This is a genomic window from Hamadaea flava, assembly GCF_024172085.1.
Lineage (GTDB): Bacteria > Actinomycetota > Actinomycetes > Mycobacteriales > Micromonosporaceae > Hamadaea > Hamadaea flava.
In genome coordinates this window covers 1,970,820-1,985,407 of record NZ_JAMZDZ010000001.1, presented here as the reverse complement: position 1 = coordinate 1,985,407, position 14,588 = coordinate 1,970,820, and the positions used below count along the sequence as shown (strand labels likewise).

Here is a 14,588-nt window from a genome sequence, read left to right as displayed (position 1 = left end):
TCCGCGCCACCCAACCGAAACGGAGCAGCCATGCCTATCCACACCACGTCACACGCGAACCAGTCGCGCCGTTGGAGTCGAGGCACCCGCACGAGCTGGCGATTGATTCATGAACGTACATGACACCCACGGCGCCTCCATCTCACCCCAGGCGAACCCACCTCAATACCGGGCGACCGCGGGCCTGCCGATGGTTACCCTGACCAACCAAACATCGACCGCGCCGATCGACTTCGTCATCACCCGAGTCGACCGGCGTGGGCGACTGGCCGACCGTTCATACCTTGTCTTCCTCGGCTGGCGGCCGGGTGAATCAATCGAGATCATCGTGCGACGTTCACGAGCCTTGAACATCCATCGGGGTGGCCCCAACGCGCTGACCAGCCAGGGTCACCTCCGGCTGCCTGCCGCCGTACGCGCCCTGCTTCGGTTATCACCCGGAGACAAGGTCCTGGTCGGCGCGAAACCTCACCAGGACACGCTCATCATCCTTACGATGCCTATGTTGCACCACATGCTGGCCACATGTGGCGTCACCGAGATCGGACCGGACGATGCCTGACGGCCCGCCACCTAACGCCGCCGATGTCGAAGCCGCCCGCGTTCTGCTGCAACGCCTGGGCGTCACCGCCGAACATCTCCTGACGACTGCAGCCAGGCCGGCATCAACGCCGACGTTCGACCAATACATCGACCGGATTGCGCTCGCCGTTCCGAGCGGCAGCCTGCGGGCCTACGAACCGTACTGGAACCGGGTACGCCGTGAATGGGGAACCCGGCCGATCGACGAGCCGAAGCCGCTGGAAATCGTCCAGCTCGCGGAGCGGTTCAAGGCGACAGCGCTAGTGCGGCGCAACACCCGTGGCGGGCGCTCAGCAGCGGAGCACCTGATCTCTGCCCTGCGATGCCTCTACCACTACGCAGAGCTGGACGGATACATCACGCCTTGGGCCAACCCCGCTGCTCAAGTGAGCAAACCACGCCGCCTTGCGAGCCGTCGCCGAGCGTTGCTGGCCGGCCAGCTCGAGCAGGTTAACCACATTGCAGCAACGACGGGTAACGACCCCGAGCTGGACGCACTGCTGATCAGGCTGCACTCCGAGACAGCCTGCCGACGCGGGGGAGCACTCGCACTTCGCCGATGCGACCTAGACCAAGACCATTGCCTCATCCGCCTGAGGGAGAAGGGCGAGACCGAACGCTGGCAGCCGATTTCGCCAACCCTCATGAGACATCTCTGGGCACACGCCGCAGAGCGCGGAGACGAAGATCCTCAAACAGCTCTCCTGCGCTATCGCGACGGCCGACCGCTGACCACACGGCGGTACGACTATCTGTGGAACCGACTCGGCCGGAACCTACCCTGGGTGACCGTTCAGCAAGTCACCATGCACTGGCTGCGTCACACGACCCTGACCTGGGTCGAGCGCAACTTCGGCTACGCGGTAGCCCGTGCGTACGCCGGACATGACGGCCGCCGAGACGGCGGAACGACTGCTACCTACGTCCGCGCCGATCTGTACGAGGTCGCTACAGCAGTAGCGGCTCTCACCGGGGAACCGCATCCCCTCGCGCGGAGCTATCCGCGGGTCTGACCGGCGGAGGTGAACGACCCGACTGCGCCTCGCTGCGGCCGCCGTTGGTCACATCGATGCACACGGACAGCGGTCGGCAAGATGGCGAAGCCCGCACGGACGCAGCAGGTCCAGACGTGCCGCAACGTGGATTAACGTGGACATCGTTCGCTACCGCGGCCCACGGCAGAGGTGAGAAGATGCGCAAGTACGACGTGCCCGCACCGTTGTTCCATCTTCTTGTCGGAGCATTCCTTGCCAAGGAAGCTGACTGGCTTCTGTCAGCCGGGAGCTATAGACCCGGGACGGCGGTTCACCCTGGTGACCCATTCGGCACCGTGGTCTCCTGGTTGTGGATGCATCACCCCGACGAACTGATGGCTCATCTCGCCGACTACATGGACCGCCTGCGATCCACCAGCCCGCATTTAGAAGGCTGGGAAGGTCCGAGAGTGGCGTTGGACGACGTACTTCGTGGGCTGCCGCTGGCCGTGCCGGCAGGCTTTACCGACGACGAGACGACCGCGCTGATCTCGGCCATGGCTGGCGAGATTCCCAAACGGCTGTCGGAGGATCCGAATCTCCCCTGAGCCGCCCGTAGGTGGCGATCGGCGAGAGCCAGCACGACCGATCCGCTAAACCGAATGCAGCCCGCATCGACCGCAGCAGGGTGGCGCAGGCCCCGGGAACGAGATGTGCGTCCGCCTGAGGATCAGGGCGTCACCACTTAACGACCTCGTGGTCCCCGACCCAGGGTGGGCTCGGTCTCCTTCGACTGTGGCTAGTGATGGCATAATCGCGATCATGGTCACGACCCGAAAGGGCAATGCCGCGTAGGCGGCCAAGTCGCCTCCGAGCTCAGCTGTGGAGGCCATTAAAGTACGTTGCTGTTCACCGCATTCGTGGAGTGTCGGCGCGTACACGGGCTGCGATCCGTCGCGTCGAAGACCAACACCTGTGGGTGAATGCCGTGTCTACGGCGCTGAGCAGCTATGAGCGTTTCGTACGTCAGCCTGGACCTGAGCTCCGCAGACCGTGGGCTGTCTGCCCCTGTTGCGATCCGATGGAGGCTCGTGACGAGCTCGCCGAGACGTTGCGGCGGCTGCCCGCGGGTGCGCGCGCCGACTTGCAGCACCTGATTGACCGGCTGGATGCGCGCTTGCTCGCCCGCACGACGCGGGATCCTCATGCCAGGCCGGCGCATGCGGCCGAAGGCTGGTGGCGGCAACGGCTCCTCGACCGGTAGCGGCAGGGCAGTGTGCGTGTTGCCGGGCCGCACGTCCTCGAACTGTTGCGGCTGGCCTCCGCGTGGCGACCTGGGTTCAGCGCCGGCGCACACCGCGACCGCTGACTCGGTTCGACAACCATCTGGGTAACCATCGCGTGGAGGCGGACAAGCTGCCGCATTTCCAGTCGGCCGCTGTCCGCTGTCCACAGGGCGTCGACACGTGAAGTGACCTCCCCTACACTGACCGCAGTCCATGGGCGGGGGAGGCATTGCATGGATGCGATGCGCGTTGATCTTGGTGCGTTGAAGGCATTCGCTGATGAGCTTGAAGGAAACTCCAGCAAGGGACTCGTCCCGGGGCTGGAGCGTGCCAATCGCGAAGTGCAGACCGGCGTTCGCTTCGGCGCCAAGTCGGTAAGCGGCGAGGTCGAAGCTGCCAAGCAAGCCATGACCTTGTCACTGGCTCGGGCACAGATGAATGCGGTGCGCATGACAGCCGCGACCAACGTCCTCGTAGAGGCTGCGCGCCTCATCGCGACCCGCTACGCCGACGCCGACCTCACATCAGCGCAACAGCTCGCCGGCGTCGAACGAATTCTCGCTGCCGCTGCACACAAGGCGCAGGCTCTCTACCCGGTGCCGACGGACACGGGCTCCACGGCATGACGGCCGCGTCTCCACCGCCGACCGGCCCGATCGCGGCCACCATCCGTGGCGAGTTCACCGGACCAATCCGCACCGTCTACTCCATACAGCCGGAGTTTCCCACGTGGTGCACCGACTGGACCGCATTCGATGTGCCACGGCTGTGGGACTCCGTCCGCGACGAGGACGACCCGTCGTCATGGCAACAGATCAACGGCTGGGAATCGTTGAGCGAACTGCTAGCCGACCACCACGACCGCCTCGTCAAGCTGCGTGCTGCGCTGGTCGACGGCTGGAACCCAGCAACCTCCCAAGCGGCCGCCGCGTTCGTAACCGTCATCGACGGACTGCTGTTAGCCCTGCGCGAGAACGCGTACGCACACGCGTCAACCGCCCGCGGCCTGCACGCACTCCTGACTACCTTGAAATCCAACCGGGCAACGATCGCGCAGGTGAAGCTGGAATGGGACCAGGTCACCCACGACTACTGGCCGGAATGGTGGGACCACGCGGCAGACGAGCTGAACCAGCGTGCCCGCAACGACATGGTGCAGGCTGACGCCAGCATCAAAGACGAACGTAAACGCGTCATCGTCCCCGGCGCGTACGACTGCAACCCGCAGACCTCCACCATCGATGAACCGGGCGGCGACCTGACCAAGACCACCGCAACGATCGGTGGCCCCCACGACGGGACGAACACGCCGCCGCCCGGCTCTGCCCCGCCGCCAGTACCCGGCTACAACCCGGTGGTCGATGGCGACGGACCGACGCTGTCCGGTGGCCCCGTCGCCGTACCGGCCATCCCCGGTACCCCCATCTCCATGCTCCCGATCCCACCCGGCCATCCCGCCGCACCCATCGGTGGTGCGTACATCCTGGCTGGACCAGGCGTCGGCGCAGGTGGTTGGATCAAACGGATGCCGACCCCGCCAGGCATGACCAGGGCAGCCGACATCGCCCGATCGATAGCTGCCCGCACGACAACCGCATGGGCCGCCGAAGGGCGGGGTGCCATGGGCATGGCTCCGGTGGGCGTCACTGGCGGCGCCCGGAGCGACGACGGCACCCGTCCCGCACGACGACCCGGCGAGATCGAATGGGAAGTCGCACGCGGCGTCCCGCCGGTCATCGGAGACGTGGCTGACCGCCAGGCGGTGGAACAAGCCCTCGAGGACCAACAGGAGCTGCAACAGCTCGACGAAGTGTTCGGAGACTGGTTCGCCAGTCTGGCATCGCCCTGGACCAAAGACATGAAGCCGAACCTCCCGGACCGGACGGAGCAAGCGTGAACCTGACTCGGCTTCCCAAGTGCGCGGCCGCCACGCTGGCGGCCGTCATCCTCAGCGTCGGATCAACCGCCACCCCGGCGCACGCAGCAGACGCCATCACCACCGGCCAGTGGTACGCCAATACTCTGCACCTCAGCGATGCCAACAAGATCAGCAAGGGCGAGGGCATCAAGGTGGCCCTCATCGACACCGGCGTCGACGCCACCCACCCCGACATCGCCGGATCCGTCGAGGCCGGCACCGACCTGACCGGCGCCGGCAGCGGAGACGGCCTGACCGACCCCGACGGGCACGGCACCTCGATGGCCAGCCTCATCGTCGGCCACGGCCGCATCCACGGCGTAGCACCCAAAGCCACCGTAGTAGCAATCCGAGCTTCGCTCGGGCTGACCGGCTCAGCAACCAAAACAGGCGAAGCCGTACGGTGGGCGATCTCGCAGAAGATCAACGTCATTTCGATCTCACAAGGCTTCGCCGAGGACGACCTCGTGCTGCGGCAGGCGATCGCCGCCGCAGTCGCAGCGGATGTCGTCGTCGTGGCAGCCGCGGGCAATAGACCGACCGCCACCCGAGTGATGTACCCCGCCGCGTACGCGGGCGTCATCGCCGTCAGCGGCACCGACGCCCAGAGCCAGCTGTCCTCGGCTTCCGTCATCGGACCGCAGGTCGTGCTAGCGGCACCATCCGACCACCTCAGCGTCGCCCACAAGAACCACACACGGGTGTCTACGACAGGAACCTCAAACGCTGCCGCACTCGTAGCTGGCACCGTTGCCCTCCTGCGCTCCCAACATCCCGACGCCAAAGCCCAAGACATCATTCAGATGCTGACCAGCACAGCGACCGACAAAGGCGCGGCGGGCCGCGACGACCAGTTCGGTTATGGAGTGGTCAACCCGGTCGCGGCACTCCACGCTCGCCCGCCCGTGGCCGAGTCGCCATCAGCCACTGCCCCGACCGCCGCGAAGACCTCAACCGCCCAGGCATCCAGCCCGTCCAGCAGCGGGCTGCCGATCGGAGCCATCGCCCTGATCGTCGCAGCACTGCTAACACTGGCTGCCCTCGCAGCTTTCCTTATCCTCCGAGCATCCCGGGCGGGCCGATGATGTCCACGATGAAGCCAAGCGACGACCCCACCGCCATGCTCCGCAGTCGGCTGGGCTCCGGCAGCCTGCTGTTCGGCCTGATCATCACAGGCTTCGCCATCGCCCGACTCCTGGACGGGCTGGACACCTTTGCGAGCTTGGCGACCGTCGCCGTCGGCGCCCTCGGCGCAGCCGCCCTGGTGCTGGGCTCGATGTCGATCGCCGCATCCGTGCCACCGCCGACGGCACGGAAACGGCTCGCGATCGCCTGGACCTGCATCGGCCTCGCGCTCCTGATCCAAATCGTCGTACTCAGCATCGGGGAGAGCACATGACCGACGGATTCCAGGTCGAGCCAGAAGCACTACGCCAATACGCGGCGCAGCTCAGCCGAGCACAGCACGACACAGCGGCATGCCAGGCATACAGCCACGACCACCTGCCCAAGGCACGCATCTGGGACGACGGCGGCCTGATCAACAAACTGTTCTACGAACACAACTCCGTACGCGAGGAGGTCAACGACGTTCTGACCCGCCTCCACCAACTCCTCACCGACGGCAGCAGCACACTCGCCCAGGTCGCCGATCACTACGCAGGCACAGACACGACCGCCGCAGCGCGACTGGATGCCGCCTATCCGCCAGTCACGCGGCCAAGCTTCCGCGAGGAGCACTGACATGGGCGACTTCGACGATCTGACCCAGCCGTCCAGCCTTCTCGTCCCGCCACCCGACAAGGACGACGTCCTGGCGTTCGGCGGTCAGCCATTCGCCGACCCCGGTTCGCTCCTGGACTGGCTGAGCCCTACGCACATCGTCAACCAGTTCGTCGAACAGGTGACCGGCTACGACGTCATCGGCAACGCCATGATGACCTTCGGCGGCGACTGGGAGTTCGTCTGGCGAGCAGCCGGCGCCTTCGACACGCTCGGCAACACCCTCGCCGCGATAGCCCAGAACATCGGCTCTGGAAACTTCACACTCGATCACCACTGGGGTGGCAACGCGGCAGACGGAGCCTTCGCCTACTTCTACGCCCTCGGCGTCGCCGCACAAGATCAGCATATCCCACTGCAAGACATGGCCAAGCAGTATCGAATCGCCGCTGAGTCGACCTGGCGGCTAGGCAACGTCCTCAACGGCGTTCTCGAGGACATCGTCGACGCCGCCATGGTCGCACTGGTAGCGGCCAGCGCAGGCACCGCCGCCATCGAGACCGGCGTCGGATTCGTGGCAGGCTGGGCAGTCGCCGCATACGAAGCCATGAAGATCACCCGCCTGGTCGGCGAAGCCAAAAAGATCATCGACATCGCCATCGACGTCATGAATGGCATTCTCGGCGTCATCGGCACTCTGAAAGTCCACTTGTCCAACTTTGCGAAACACCCCTTGCCACTGAGCTCGTACTCCAGCCCGGCCACCGCATGAGGCAGACAATGGCAGACAACACCCCAGACCCCGGGGCTATCGCACACGAACCCGACCCAGACCGGCAACTGCAGAGAAAGCTCCTCGAGGGCGCGCTGAAGCGACTTGCGGCAGGAGCGGGCGGCCCGACGCTGCGCGAGATGGCCAACGACATCCTCGCCGGCCGAGCGGACCTTCGAGAAGCAGTAGGCCACGGCTTCTACACAAGCGAGCTAGCAGCGCGCGCCACCGCATTCCAGCAGTGGCTGGCGGACATGAGCGACGGCGACCGCGCAGAGCTGGAGCGCCGAACAACTGAGCTGATGGGCCATCTGCGAACCAACTACCGCGAGCAGGGGTAGAAGCGCCATCGTGAAGCCGACCCGGCAACGACTCGATCTGGCAAGACGTGTACACATAGTCCACCAGTGGACCTGACTTGGGCTGATAGTGGTGAACGGCCTGCGCGCACCCCTGCGACTTTGCATGGAAGGTGTCGACGGTCATCGGGGTGCCGCTGAGACCGAGTGGGGATTCTAGCGTCTCGAGACGCTTCACGATAGGCATTGCGTTCGTACCAGGGGCCATGCGGCGGTAGCCGGTAATCATGATAGGCACTCGCGAGGTCCTTCGCCGACGATGCCACGGCAGCGGACGATCTCAACCGACCTGCGCGTGTGAGGGTCCACCGCACTGTTAGGGCGTGGAATCCCACATGTCTAGGATTGCCTGCTCGTGGTCCCGGTACCCGGCCTCGCTGAGCCAGTCCCGCAGCGCCGCCGCCGCGATGTCGCTGGATCCGGACCGGTATTGGTAGACCTTGGAGTACTGACTACGGACGGCAGTGCCTCGCCGGGAATAGGCGCTGAGGTCGACGACCGCGGCGAATCCTTCGGTAGCTGTCAGCGACAGGTTCAGGAGCGCAGTTCCGGGTGGGGTTGACTGGTCGTCGAGCTGCATCCACAGCGCTGTCGCCGTCTGCGCGCACCGGACGAGCGCGTCAGCTAGTTCAAACATGCCATGCAGGGTGAGCGCTGCAGGAAGGGGGACGACGCGGGCCCGCGTCACTGCGGGTTGGCGCCGTTCGTCGAGTTCGGCCAGGTAGAATCCGATGCCGACGGTCAGTAGCAGCGACTGCTGGTGCTGGCTTTGTGCGTTATGGCCAGTGGTGAGCTGGGCACCGATCCTGACGGGGAGGGTCTGACGTAGCCCAAGCGTCCCGGGCGTGGCGGCCCGAGCACCGGACTGGACAGTGGTGTAATTGCGACCGTCAGCGTCGCTGATGGCCCAGGATTCGGTATCTATGCCCCAGTCGGAGTGGCGTGCCCGGAGCCAACCGCTGATCGGTGCGCTTCGCATCGCGGCGAGCATTATTTCTTCACGTTTCGCGGCTGAGGGACCCCATCCGCCCTGAACGCGTGCAGGAAGCTCCTCGCTCGAGGATAGCAGCACGGCGACCTGCAGCGTTAGGTCGAGCGGATCGCCTCCATCGTTTATCAACGAGGGACGGTAGTTGGTGAAGGGGTGGTGATGCGCCTCGGGCGGGTTCGGCAGCAGCAGTCCCGGTTCTGCCTTGCCGGCATCGAGTGCGTCGATGAGAGCGCTGGCGGCGAACCGCCGCCGGTTCGCCCATGACACGTCTGCGCGGTCGAAAGCGCTGGGCTGAGGGCCCGCCGCCGCGCTATCCAGATGCGCTCGCATAGAGGAGACACGGTGGCGTCCGATACGCCTCAGGAACGCCGTCGCGTCGAACCCACCGATGCGGGTGTGAGCGCCAGTGGGCGCGAACACGACCTCGGTGTCGACCAGGCGGGCCGCGAGATCCGCGATTGGCAGACCGTCGACGACGGCAGTGGCGATCCGCCGGTCGATGTCCGCCTGGCCGAAGATTGACTCCAGCCTTGAGACGTATAGGCTCACCGGCTCGATGGGGGCGGTGTCGCCGAGACGTGTGTGGTCCTGGACTCGCGCCCACGCCGCTTCATACGTGGCTTGAACGAGGTCCGCGAGCCACGACGAGCCGGGAGTTTGTGCGGCGAGACGCGCGATGGTGGCGTCGGCCGGCTCGGTGACCGCCATCCGGATCGCCTTTAACAAGTGCGGCAGCAGACCGGGATCGCCCGACGAGGTAGTGGGCACCGGCATGCCGTCGGCCCGTTGCAGCAGCGCGGCGAGCCAAACGGTCGCTTCCTCGTCAGGACCGAACCCACCCGCTGTGGGATTGCGAAGGTGGTCGAACTGTTCGAACACGTACGGGATCACCGCTGCGGCCTCGGTGCCGGACAGCTCCGCGGACAGCGATGCGGCCCGCCGGAGGGTACGGGCTGTCCGGGCGCACGCGTGAGCGTCGGTGAGGTCAGGGCGCAACGCCAGGGTGAGTTCCTTGGCCGCCACGTCATGGCGTCCCTCGGTCAACTCTCGGATGGCCCGGACGAGGCCATCGTCGCTGATCTCGCTGGTGATGGATGTCAGCGCGAAGTACCGCTCGGTGTAGTCGGGGTCGCTGATGCGTCGCTGCCCGCGCCGCCAGTGCTGGGCCATTTTCGATCTCACCGGATCGGTGGTCAGATTCGGGAAGAGTCGTTGAAGGGCGTCCGCGACCCGACCGGTGTGCGGCACCGGGACGTCGAGTCTGACCAGCGCCGCCTCGTCGAACTCGGTGCGGAGGTCGGCGGGGTCGGTGGTGTCGACAAGGGCGCTGCGGTGCATGGCGATGGCCTGGTATAGGCGTGGATAGGTGATTCGCAGGAATGTCAGGGTGATGAAGTCGACGACGTCGATCTCGGAGGCGCCGACCAGCGGCAGGTAGATGTCGACCTGGGTGAGCAGCCGGGCCACGCTGCGCGGCTCGGTCAGGATCCGCAGCAGCAGCGCCTCTCGCTCTTCGACCATGCGGCGTTGGGCGTCCTCGCTCAGCGACGCGGACGCCCGGCTGAGCGCGCCAGCGCAGCCGATGTTGAACAGCGACTCAGCATGCTCGAGGCGGACCGGCGGCTGCTCGAGGCGTAACGTGACTATTTTCTCCAGGAACGCGACGGCCCGGGCGCCGTGCTTGTCGGCGATCGGGGTTGTGGACAGCACGTCGAGGATGGTTTCTTGGTCGTACGCGAGGACATAGTGCACGTGCGGCAGCCGGCCCAGCACGCGCACCGCCCGGAAAACTGCCAGGAGTTGCTCGGGCTGCAGCCGGTCGACGTCATCGATGACGACCAGCGTCGGGCGGGCCAGCGCGTGCAGAGCGTCGCGAACCTGGTCTGCCTGTTCCCCGAGGGTAGTTCCCTGGCTGGCAAGCAACTTTATCCCCTCGTTGGCCGCCGCGGTTGCCGCGCCACCGACCAGCGGCACGAGCGACAAAGCCGGCGTGGCCAGCGCGCCGTATCGGGAAAGCTGCTTCCGGACCCGGGTACCTGCGGTGGTCTTCGCGGGCACCGCGGCGCGGATGGCGCCGAGTAGCTCGGTGACGACCGCGTCGGGACCGGACAGCGCCCACGGGTTGATCCAAGTGACGCCCCACCTATCAAGGTCGAGTCCCGCCGCGATCATCCGGATGGTGCTGGTCTTACCGCTGCCCCACGGGCCGACCAGACCGACCACCGTGCTGCTCGGTCGGGAGCCGATCTGGTTAAGCAGGGCGACCGCGCGGGCGACGAAGGGGCCGCGCCCGAAAAGGTCCTCGCTCGGCCCGTCGATTGGGTCATCGACCCACCAGTTGCCCTCGGGCAAGCCAGACACCTCTTTCGCCAGCATCTCCAAAGCCGCGGCAAGCGTACCGAACCGACGCTCCCACAACCCATTTGGCGGAAGATCACATAACTGGGTCTGCCGCGATTCGACTACTCGGCGGCAAGATTAAGCACGATTATCTGCCGTAGACCAGTGGACGCTTTGAGCGGTCGAGAAGCGCCCTCCGCAGCCCCGACCAGGTGGTGCTGAGCGGCTGTGCACATGCATGGCACGGGCCGGAGCAGGCGTTTGATCTCCGAGCACCGCCCTTACTGCGTGGAGTGGCTGTGCCAGGTCCTGGGATGTGGGCGGCTCCGGGTTCTACGCGTGGGAACGCGATGCGCCCGCGCGAGGCCGCTGAAGACCAGCTCGCCACAGTGATCAACACGGGCCACGCCGAGAACCAGGGGCGCGTACGGGTCCGAGCGGGTCGCCACCGAACTGTGCAGACGCGGCCAGCCGGTCAACTACATGAAGGCCGAGCGGATCATGCGCCAACGATACATCGCCGGAGTCTCCCGCTGTCGTCGCAACCCCAACCAAAGCACGATCCGGCTGTCGCATCCGGACGGACCTGTTCGGCGCGGCTTCACCGCCACCGCACCTGGGCAGCTGTTCGTCGGCGACATCACGGACCTGCCGACAAAGCAGGGCTGGCGCTATAGGCGACTGTGATCGACCTCTACTCCCGCAAGGTCGTGGGGCGCGCCATGGCTGAGCCCCATGCGTGCCGATCGGCCCGCGATGTGATCGACCTTGCGCGCCGAAACGGTCTGACCAGTCCCGGCGCGATCCTTCATTCCGGTAGGCGGTCTGCGCGTGGGCCCCGGTCTGGACGGCGGTGCCACGGGACCGTGGCACCTGACCTGGACTTCCGGGCCTAATCCCGGGTGATCTCCCAACTTCGGCGGCCTCATGGAAACCAAGATCGAGGAGTCTATTGCGGAGACGTGTGGAGTTTGGCATCAGGAGGAATAGTCAAGACCTGTGGATGAGTTCTCCGGCCTGACCTATCTCGGATCGTCGGTTTGCCAGGGGTAGAGGAACTGGTCGGGACCCAGTTGCCAGGTCTTGAGCGTTGTGATCAGTTCAGGTTCGCCTTCGGCGGTCGCTTCCCTGACGAGGACGGCGTTGATGTCGTAGTCGAAGCCGTCGATGAGGTCGGCGTCGTAGTCCCAGTGCCGCAGGCGGAACGTGCGGGCGTGGTCGGGACGTTTCCAGCCCTGCCGCCAGGCGTCGGTGTCGGCCGGGGTTCTCATCGGTGTGATGTCGACGAACGCGCGCCGGCCCGGCCCGGAGGCCGGCACCTCGGTGACCAGCCGCTGGCCGAGCCGCAACGCGGTCAGCTTGTCGGTGGGCCACCGCCCACCGGCGGCCGGGTGCGGTGGAGTGCTCACGCGGCGACCGCCTGCGCCGGTCGCTCGACGAGGTGACCGCCGACGAAGCTCGCGCCTGCACGGACAAGGGCGACTAGGTGTGGTGCGTTGACTGCCCGCCACCGGTCTTGGGCCGATTCGATGAGTTTGAACGCCATGGCCTGGCCCGCGGCGCGGCTGCCGGGGCCTTTGGTGACGCGGGTGCGGTGCCTGACGGTGGCGAACGTCGACTCGATCGGGTGGGAGGTGCGCAGGTGCACCCAGTGCTCGGCCGGGTAGTCGTAGAAGCTCAGCAGCACGTCCAGGTCGTCGGTGATCTTCGCGGTGGCCTTGGGGAACTTGGTCCCGTACGCGGCGGTGAACTGTTTGGCCGCGGCCTGGGCGTGGCGTTTGTCCTCGGCGTTGTAGATCTCGGCCAGGGCGGACTTTGCTCCCGGGTCCGCGGACTTGGGCAGCGCGGCCAGGACGTTGGTGGTCTTGTGGACCCAGTCACGCTGCTCCCGAGTGTCGAGGAACACCTGGCGCAGCGCGGCCCAGAACCTCAGCGCACCGTCGCCGACGGCCAGAACGGGGGCGCGCATGCCCCGACGGTGGCAGTCGCGCAGCAGGTCGGCCCACGACCCGGTCGACTCCCGGTAACCATCAGCCAGCGCGACGAGTTCCTTGGACCCGTCTGCACGGACCCCGACGATAACGAGCAAGCACAGCTTGTCCTCTACGAGCCGGACGTTGACGTGGATGCCGTCGGCCCACACGTACACGTAGCCCACGCTGGACAGGTCTCGGGCGCTGTAGGCGTGGTAGTCGTCGGTCCACTGCTTGGTCAGCCGGGTGATCGTCGCCGACGACAACCGGCCGCCGAGCCCAGGAACTGCTCCAACGCGGGCACAACGTCACCGGTCGACAGGCCGTGCAAGTACAACAGAGGCAGTACCTCGGCTACCCGCGGCGACCTGCGACACCACGGCGGCAGGATCTGCGACCGGAACCGACGCCGCTCACCCGTCGTCTCGTCGACGCGCTTGTCATTAACCCGCGGCGTCGCCACCTGCACGGCACCGGCTGCGGTCATCACCTCCCGAGGCCGGGCGTGTCCGTTGCGTACCACCAGCTTGCGGCCGCGTTCGTCACGCTCGGCCCCCAACTCGGCCAGGTAGGCATCGACCTCGGCCTCCAACGCCGCGGTCAGCATCCGCCGGGTGCCTTCCCGCACGATGTCATCCAGCAGCGGGACGCCCTCGCGGCGCTCTCCGTTCTCCGCGACTAAAGTCAACACCAGGCGTGCCTTCCCGACCGACGCGTCAACGTCGGCCTTGCTTGAGACCTACGATCCGATCATCGGGAAGGTACGCCCCTCCTGACCCGATCCATAGGTCTCAAGCATTTCTCTGGCATCAGTGGCCGGTCGGCCAACTGCCGCAGGACTTCGAGTGCTGACCGAGCAGTGTATTCACGCTCCTAGCGTCTCCGTATCCGATCAGGAGCAGCGGTCGGCGACTTCCGTGCACATATCGATCTCGCCGCCGGTCAGCTCCAGTGTTCGTACCATCGCTGGGGGCCAAGACTCGTTCGGCACGCTATCGACGAACGCCCTCCGACCGAGCGGATGTAGGGCAGACCGCGGGATGATCTGGCTGTCCGCAGCGAGCAACGCTTCCCAGAATTGTGCGGCGATCGCCAACTCGGGCGATTCGGCGGCCAGGTGTTGGGCTTGGAATGCTGCGACTTCGGCGGCGGATCCCAGCGCCTCCGCATTTCCCCTGAGGCCAGTGAGGATCTCGCCGACCGCGTAGCTGGGCTCACGTCTCAACGCGGCGACTACCAGCCATTCGACGGCGTCTTCATGGTTCTTTCTTGCGGCCGCGAAGAGTTGCTTGCGGAAGTGGGCGTAGGACCAGGGTGTTGGGTGGCTGTCCCGCACAGCGATTTTGAACGTTTGCGCGCCCAGTTCGTTGGTAGCGAACAAGTTCTCGGCCAGGTGCGCTGTCACGAGCCAGCTCGCCAACTCCCGCTCGCCGCAAGGCCGGGCGGAGACGGCGGAATGGAAGCTCTACGCGTCCTCAAACGCCGTCTATCCGACGTCGCTAACCAGGCAATGCGCAGCGACATCGTGCGCCGCGCAGCCTGTTGACAGAGGAGCAATTTACAGTCCCTGATCAACATCCCTGACGGCTGGGCTGGATGTTGTTCGTGCGGTGTCTGTTGGCCGACATCAGTCCCGGGTTTTGCCATGGATCAGCCAAAATGGCCTCTTGG

General features: G+C 66.0%; 14 protein-coding genes and 1 pseudogene. 11 read left to right on the top strand and 4 right to left on the bottom strand.

The genetic code is table 11. The features are described from left to right. The first annotated feature begins 109 nt into the window (after positions 1 to 109). The 10 genes from HDA40_RS09400 (at position 110) to HDA40_RS09355 (ending at position 7,595) form a co-directional block, all read left to right on the top strand. A complete protein-coding gene (locus tag HDA40_RS09400; protein ID WP_253754016.1) occupies positions 110 to 562 on the top strand; it encodes an AbrB/MazE/SpoVT family DNA-binding domain-containing protein in 453 nt (150 codons plus the stop codon). Further along, positions 555 to 1,595, top strand: a complete 1,041-nt coding sequence (locus HDA40_RS09395; RefSeq protein ID WP_253754014.1) for a tyrosine-type recombinase/integrase — start codon at positions 555 to 557, stop codon at positions 1,593 to 1,595. Before HDA40_RS09400 ends, HDA40_RS09395 begins: the two co-directional genes overlap by 8 nt. A gap of 179 nt (positions 1,596 to 1,774) precedes the next feature. After that, on the top strand, positions 1,775 to 2,164 hold the full coding sequence (locus HDA40_RS09390; RefSeq protein ID WP_253754012.1) for a hypothetical protein: 390 nt from the start codon (positions 1,775 to 1,777) through the stop codon (positions 2,162 to 2,164). Between the two features lie 911 nt (positions 2,165 to 3,075). Beyond that, positions 3,076 to 3,468: a hypothetical protein gene (locus HDA40_RS09385; protein WP_253754010.1), complete on the top strand. Its 393-nt coding sequence runs from the start codon at positions 3,076 to 3,078 to the stop codon at positions 3,466 to 3,468. Further along, positions 3,465 to 4,739: a hypothetical protein gene (locus HDA40_RS09380; protein WP_253754008.1), complete on the top strand. Its 1,275-nt coding sequence runs from the start codon at positions 3,465 to 3,467 to the stop codon at positions 4,737 to 4,739. Before HDA40_RS09385 ends, HDA40_RS09380 begins: the two co-directional genes overlap by 4 nt. Next, positions 4,736 to 5,845, top strand: coding sequence for a S8 family serine peptidase (locus HDA40_RS09375; protein WP_253754006.1), 1,110 nt, complete (start codon positions 4,736 to 4,738; stop codon positions 5,843 to 5,845). Before HDA40_RS09380 ends, HDA40_RS09375 begins: the two co-directional genes overlap by 4 nt. An 8-nt stretch (positions 5,846 to 5,853) precedes the next feature. Next, positions 5,854 to 6,159: a hypothetical protein gene (locus HDA40_RS09370; RefSeq protein ID WP_253754004.1), complete on the top strand. Its 306-nt coding sequence runs from the start codon at positions 5,854 to 5,856 to the stop codon at positions 6,157 to 6,159. Continuing rightward, positions 6,156 to 6,503, top strand: coding sequence for a hypothetical protein (locus tag HDA40_RS09365; protein ID WP_253754002.1), 348 nt, complete (start codon positions 6,156 to 6,158; stop codon positions 6,501 to 6,503). The genes HDA40_RS09370 and HDA40_RS09365 overlap by 4 nt, the downstream gene beginning before the upstream one ends. Position 6,504: 1 nt before the next feature. Beyond that, positions 6,505 to 7,254, top strand: a complete 750-nt coding sequence (locus HDA40_RS09360; RefSeq protein ID WP_253754001.1) for a hypothetical protein — start codon at positions 6,505 to 6,507, stop codon at positions 7,252 to 7,254. Between the two features lie 8 nt (positions 7,255 to 7,262). Continuing rightward, positions 7,263 to 7,595 (top strand): hypothetical protein, encoded by a 333-nt coding sequence (locus HDA40_RS09355; RefSeq protein ID WP_253754000.1) that lies wholly within the window; start codon positions 7,263 to 7,265, stop codon positions 7,593 to 7,595. A 334-nt stretch (positions 7,596 to 7,929) separates the two neighbouring features. Here HDA40_RS09355 and HDA40_RS09350 read toward each other — a convergent pair whose 3' ends face one another. Then, on the bottom strand, positions 7,930 to 10,980 hold the full coding sequence (locus HDA40_RS09350) for a KAP family P-loop NTPase fold protein (RefSeq protein ID WP_253763596.1): 3,051 nt from the start codon (positions 10,978 to 10,980) through the stop codon (positions 7,930 to 7,932). Positions 10,981 to 11,445: 465 nt separating this feature from the next. Between HDA40_RS09350 and HDA40_RS42495 the strand changes: the two genes are divergently transcribed. Beyond that, positions 11,446 to 11,631 (top strand): hypothetical protein, encoded by a 186-nt coding sequence (locus HDA40_RS42495; RefSeq protein WP_253763964.1) that lies wholly within the window; start codon positions 11,446 to 11,448, stop codon positions 11,629 to 11,631. A 335-nt stretch (positions 11,632 to 11,966) separates the two neighbouring features. Here the strand turns inward: HDA40_RS42495 and HDA40_RS09340 are convergent, their stop codons facing one another. The 3 genes and pseudogenes from HDA40_RS09340 to HDA40_RS09330 form a co-directional block, all read right to left on the bottom strand. Continuing rightward, positions 11,967 to 12,353: a hypothetical protein gene (locus HDA40_RS09340; RefSeq protein WP_253753999.1), complete on the bottom strand. Its 387-nt coding sequence runs from the start codon at positions 12,351 to 12,353 to the stop codon at positions 11,967 to 11,969. Next, positions 12,350 to 13,608: pseudogene (locus HDA40_RS09335) on the bottom strand (IS256 family transposase). Before HDA40_RS09335 ends, HDA40_RS09340 begins: the two are co-directional and overlap by 4 nt. Positions 13,609 to 13,809: 201 nt before the next feature. Further along, positions 13,810 to 14,322: a hypothetical protein gene (locus tag HDA40_RS09330; protein WP_253753997.1), complete on the bottom strand. Its 513-nt coding sequence runs from the start codon at positions 14,320 to 14,322 to the stop codon at positions 13,810 to 13,812. Positions 14,323 to 14,588 lie beyond the last annotated feature (266 nt).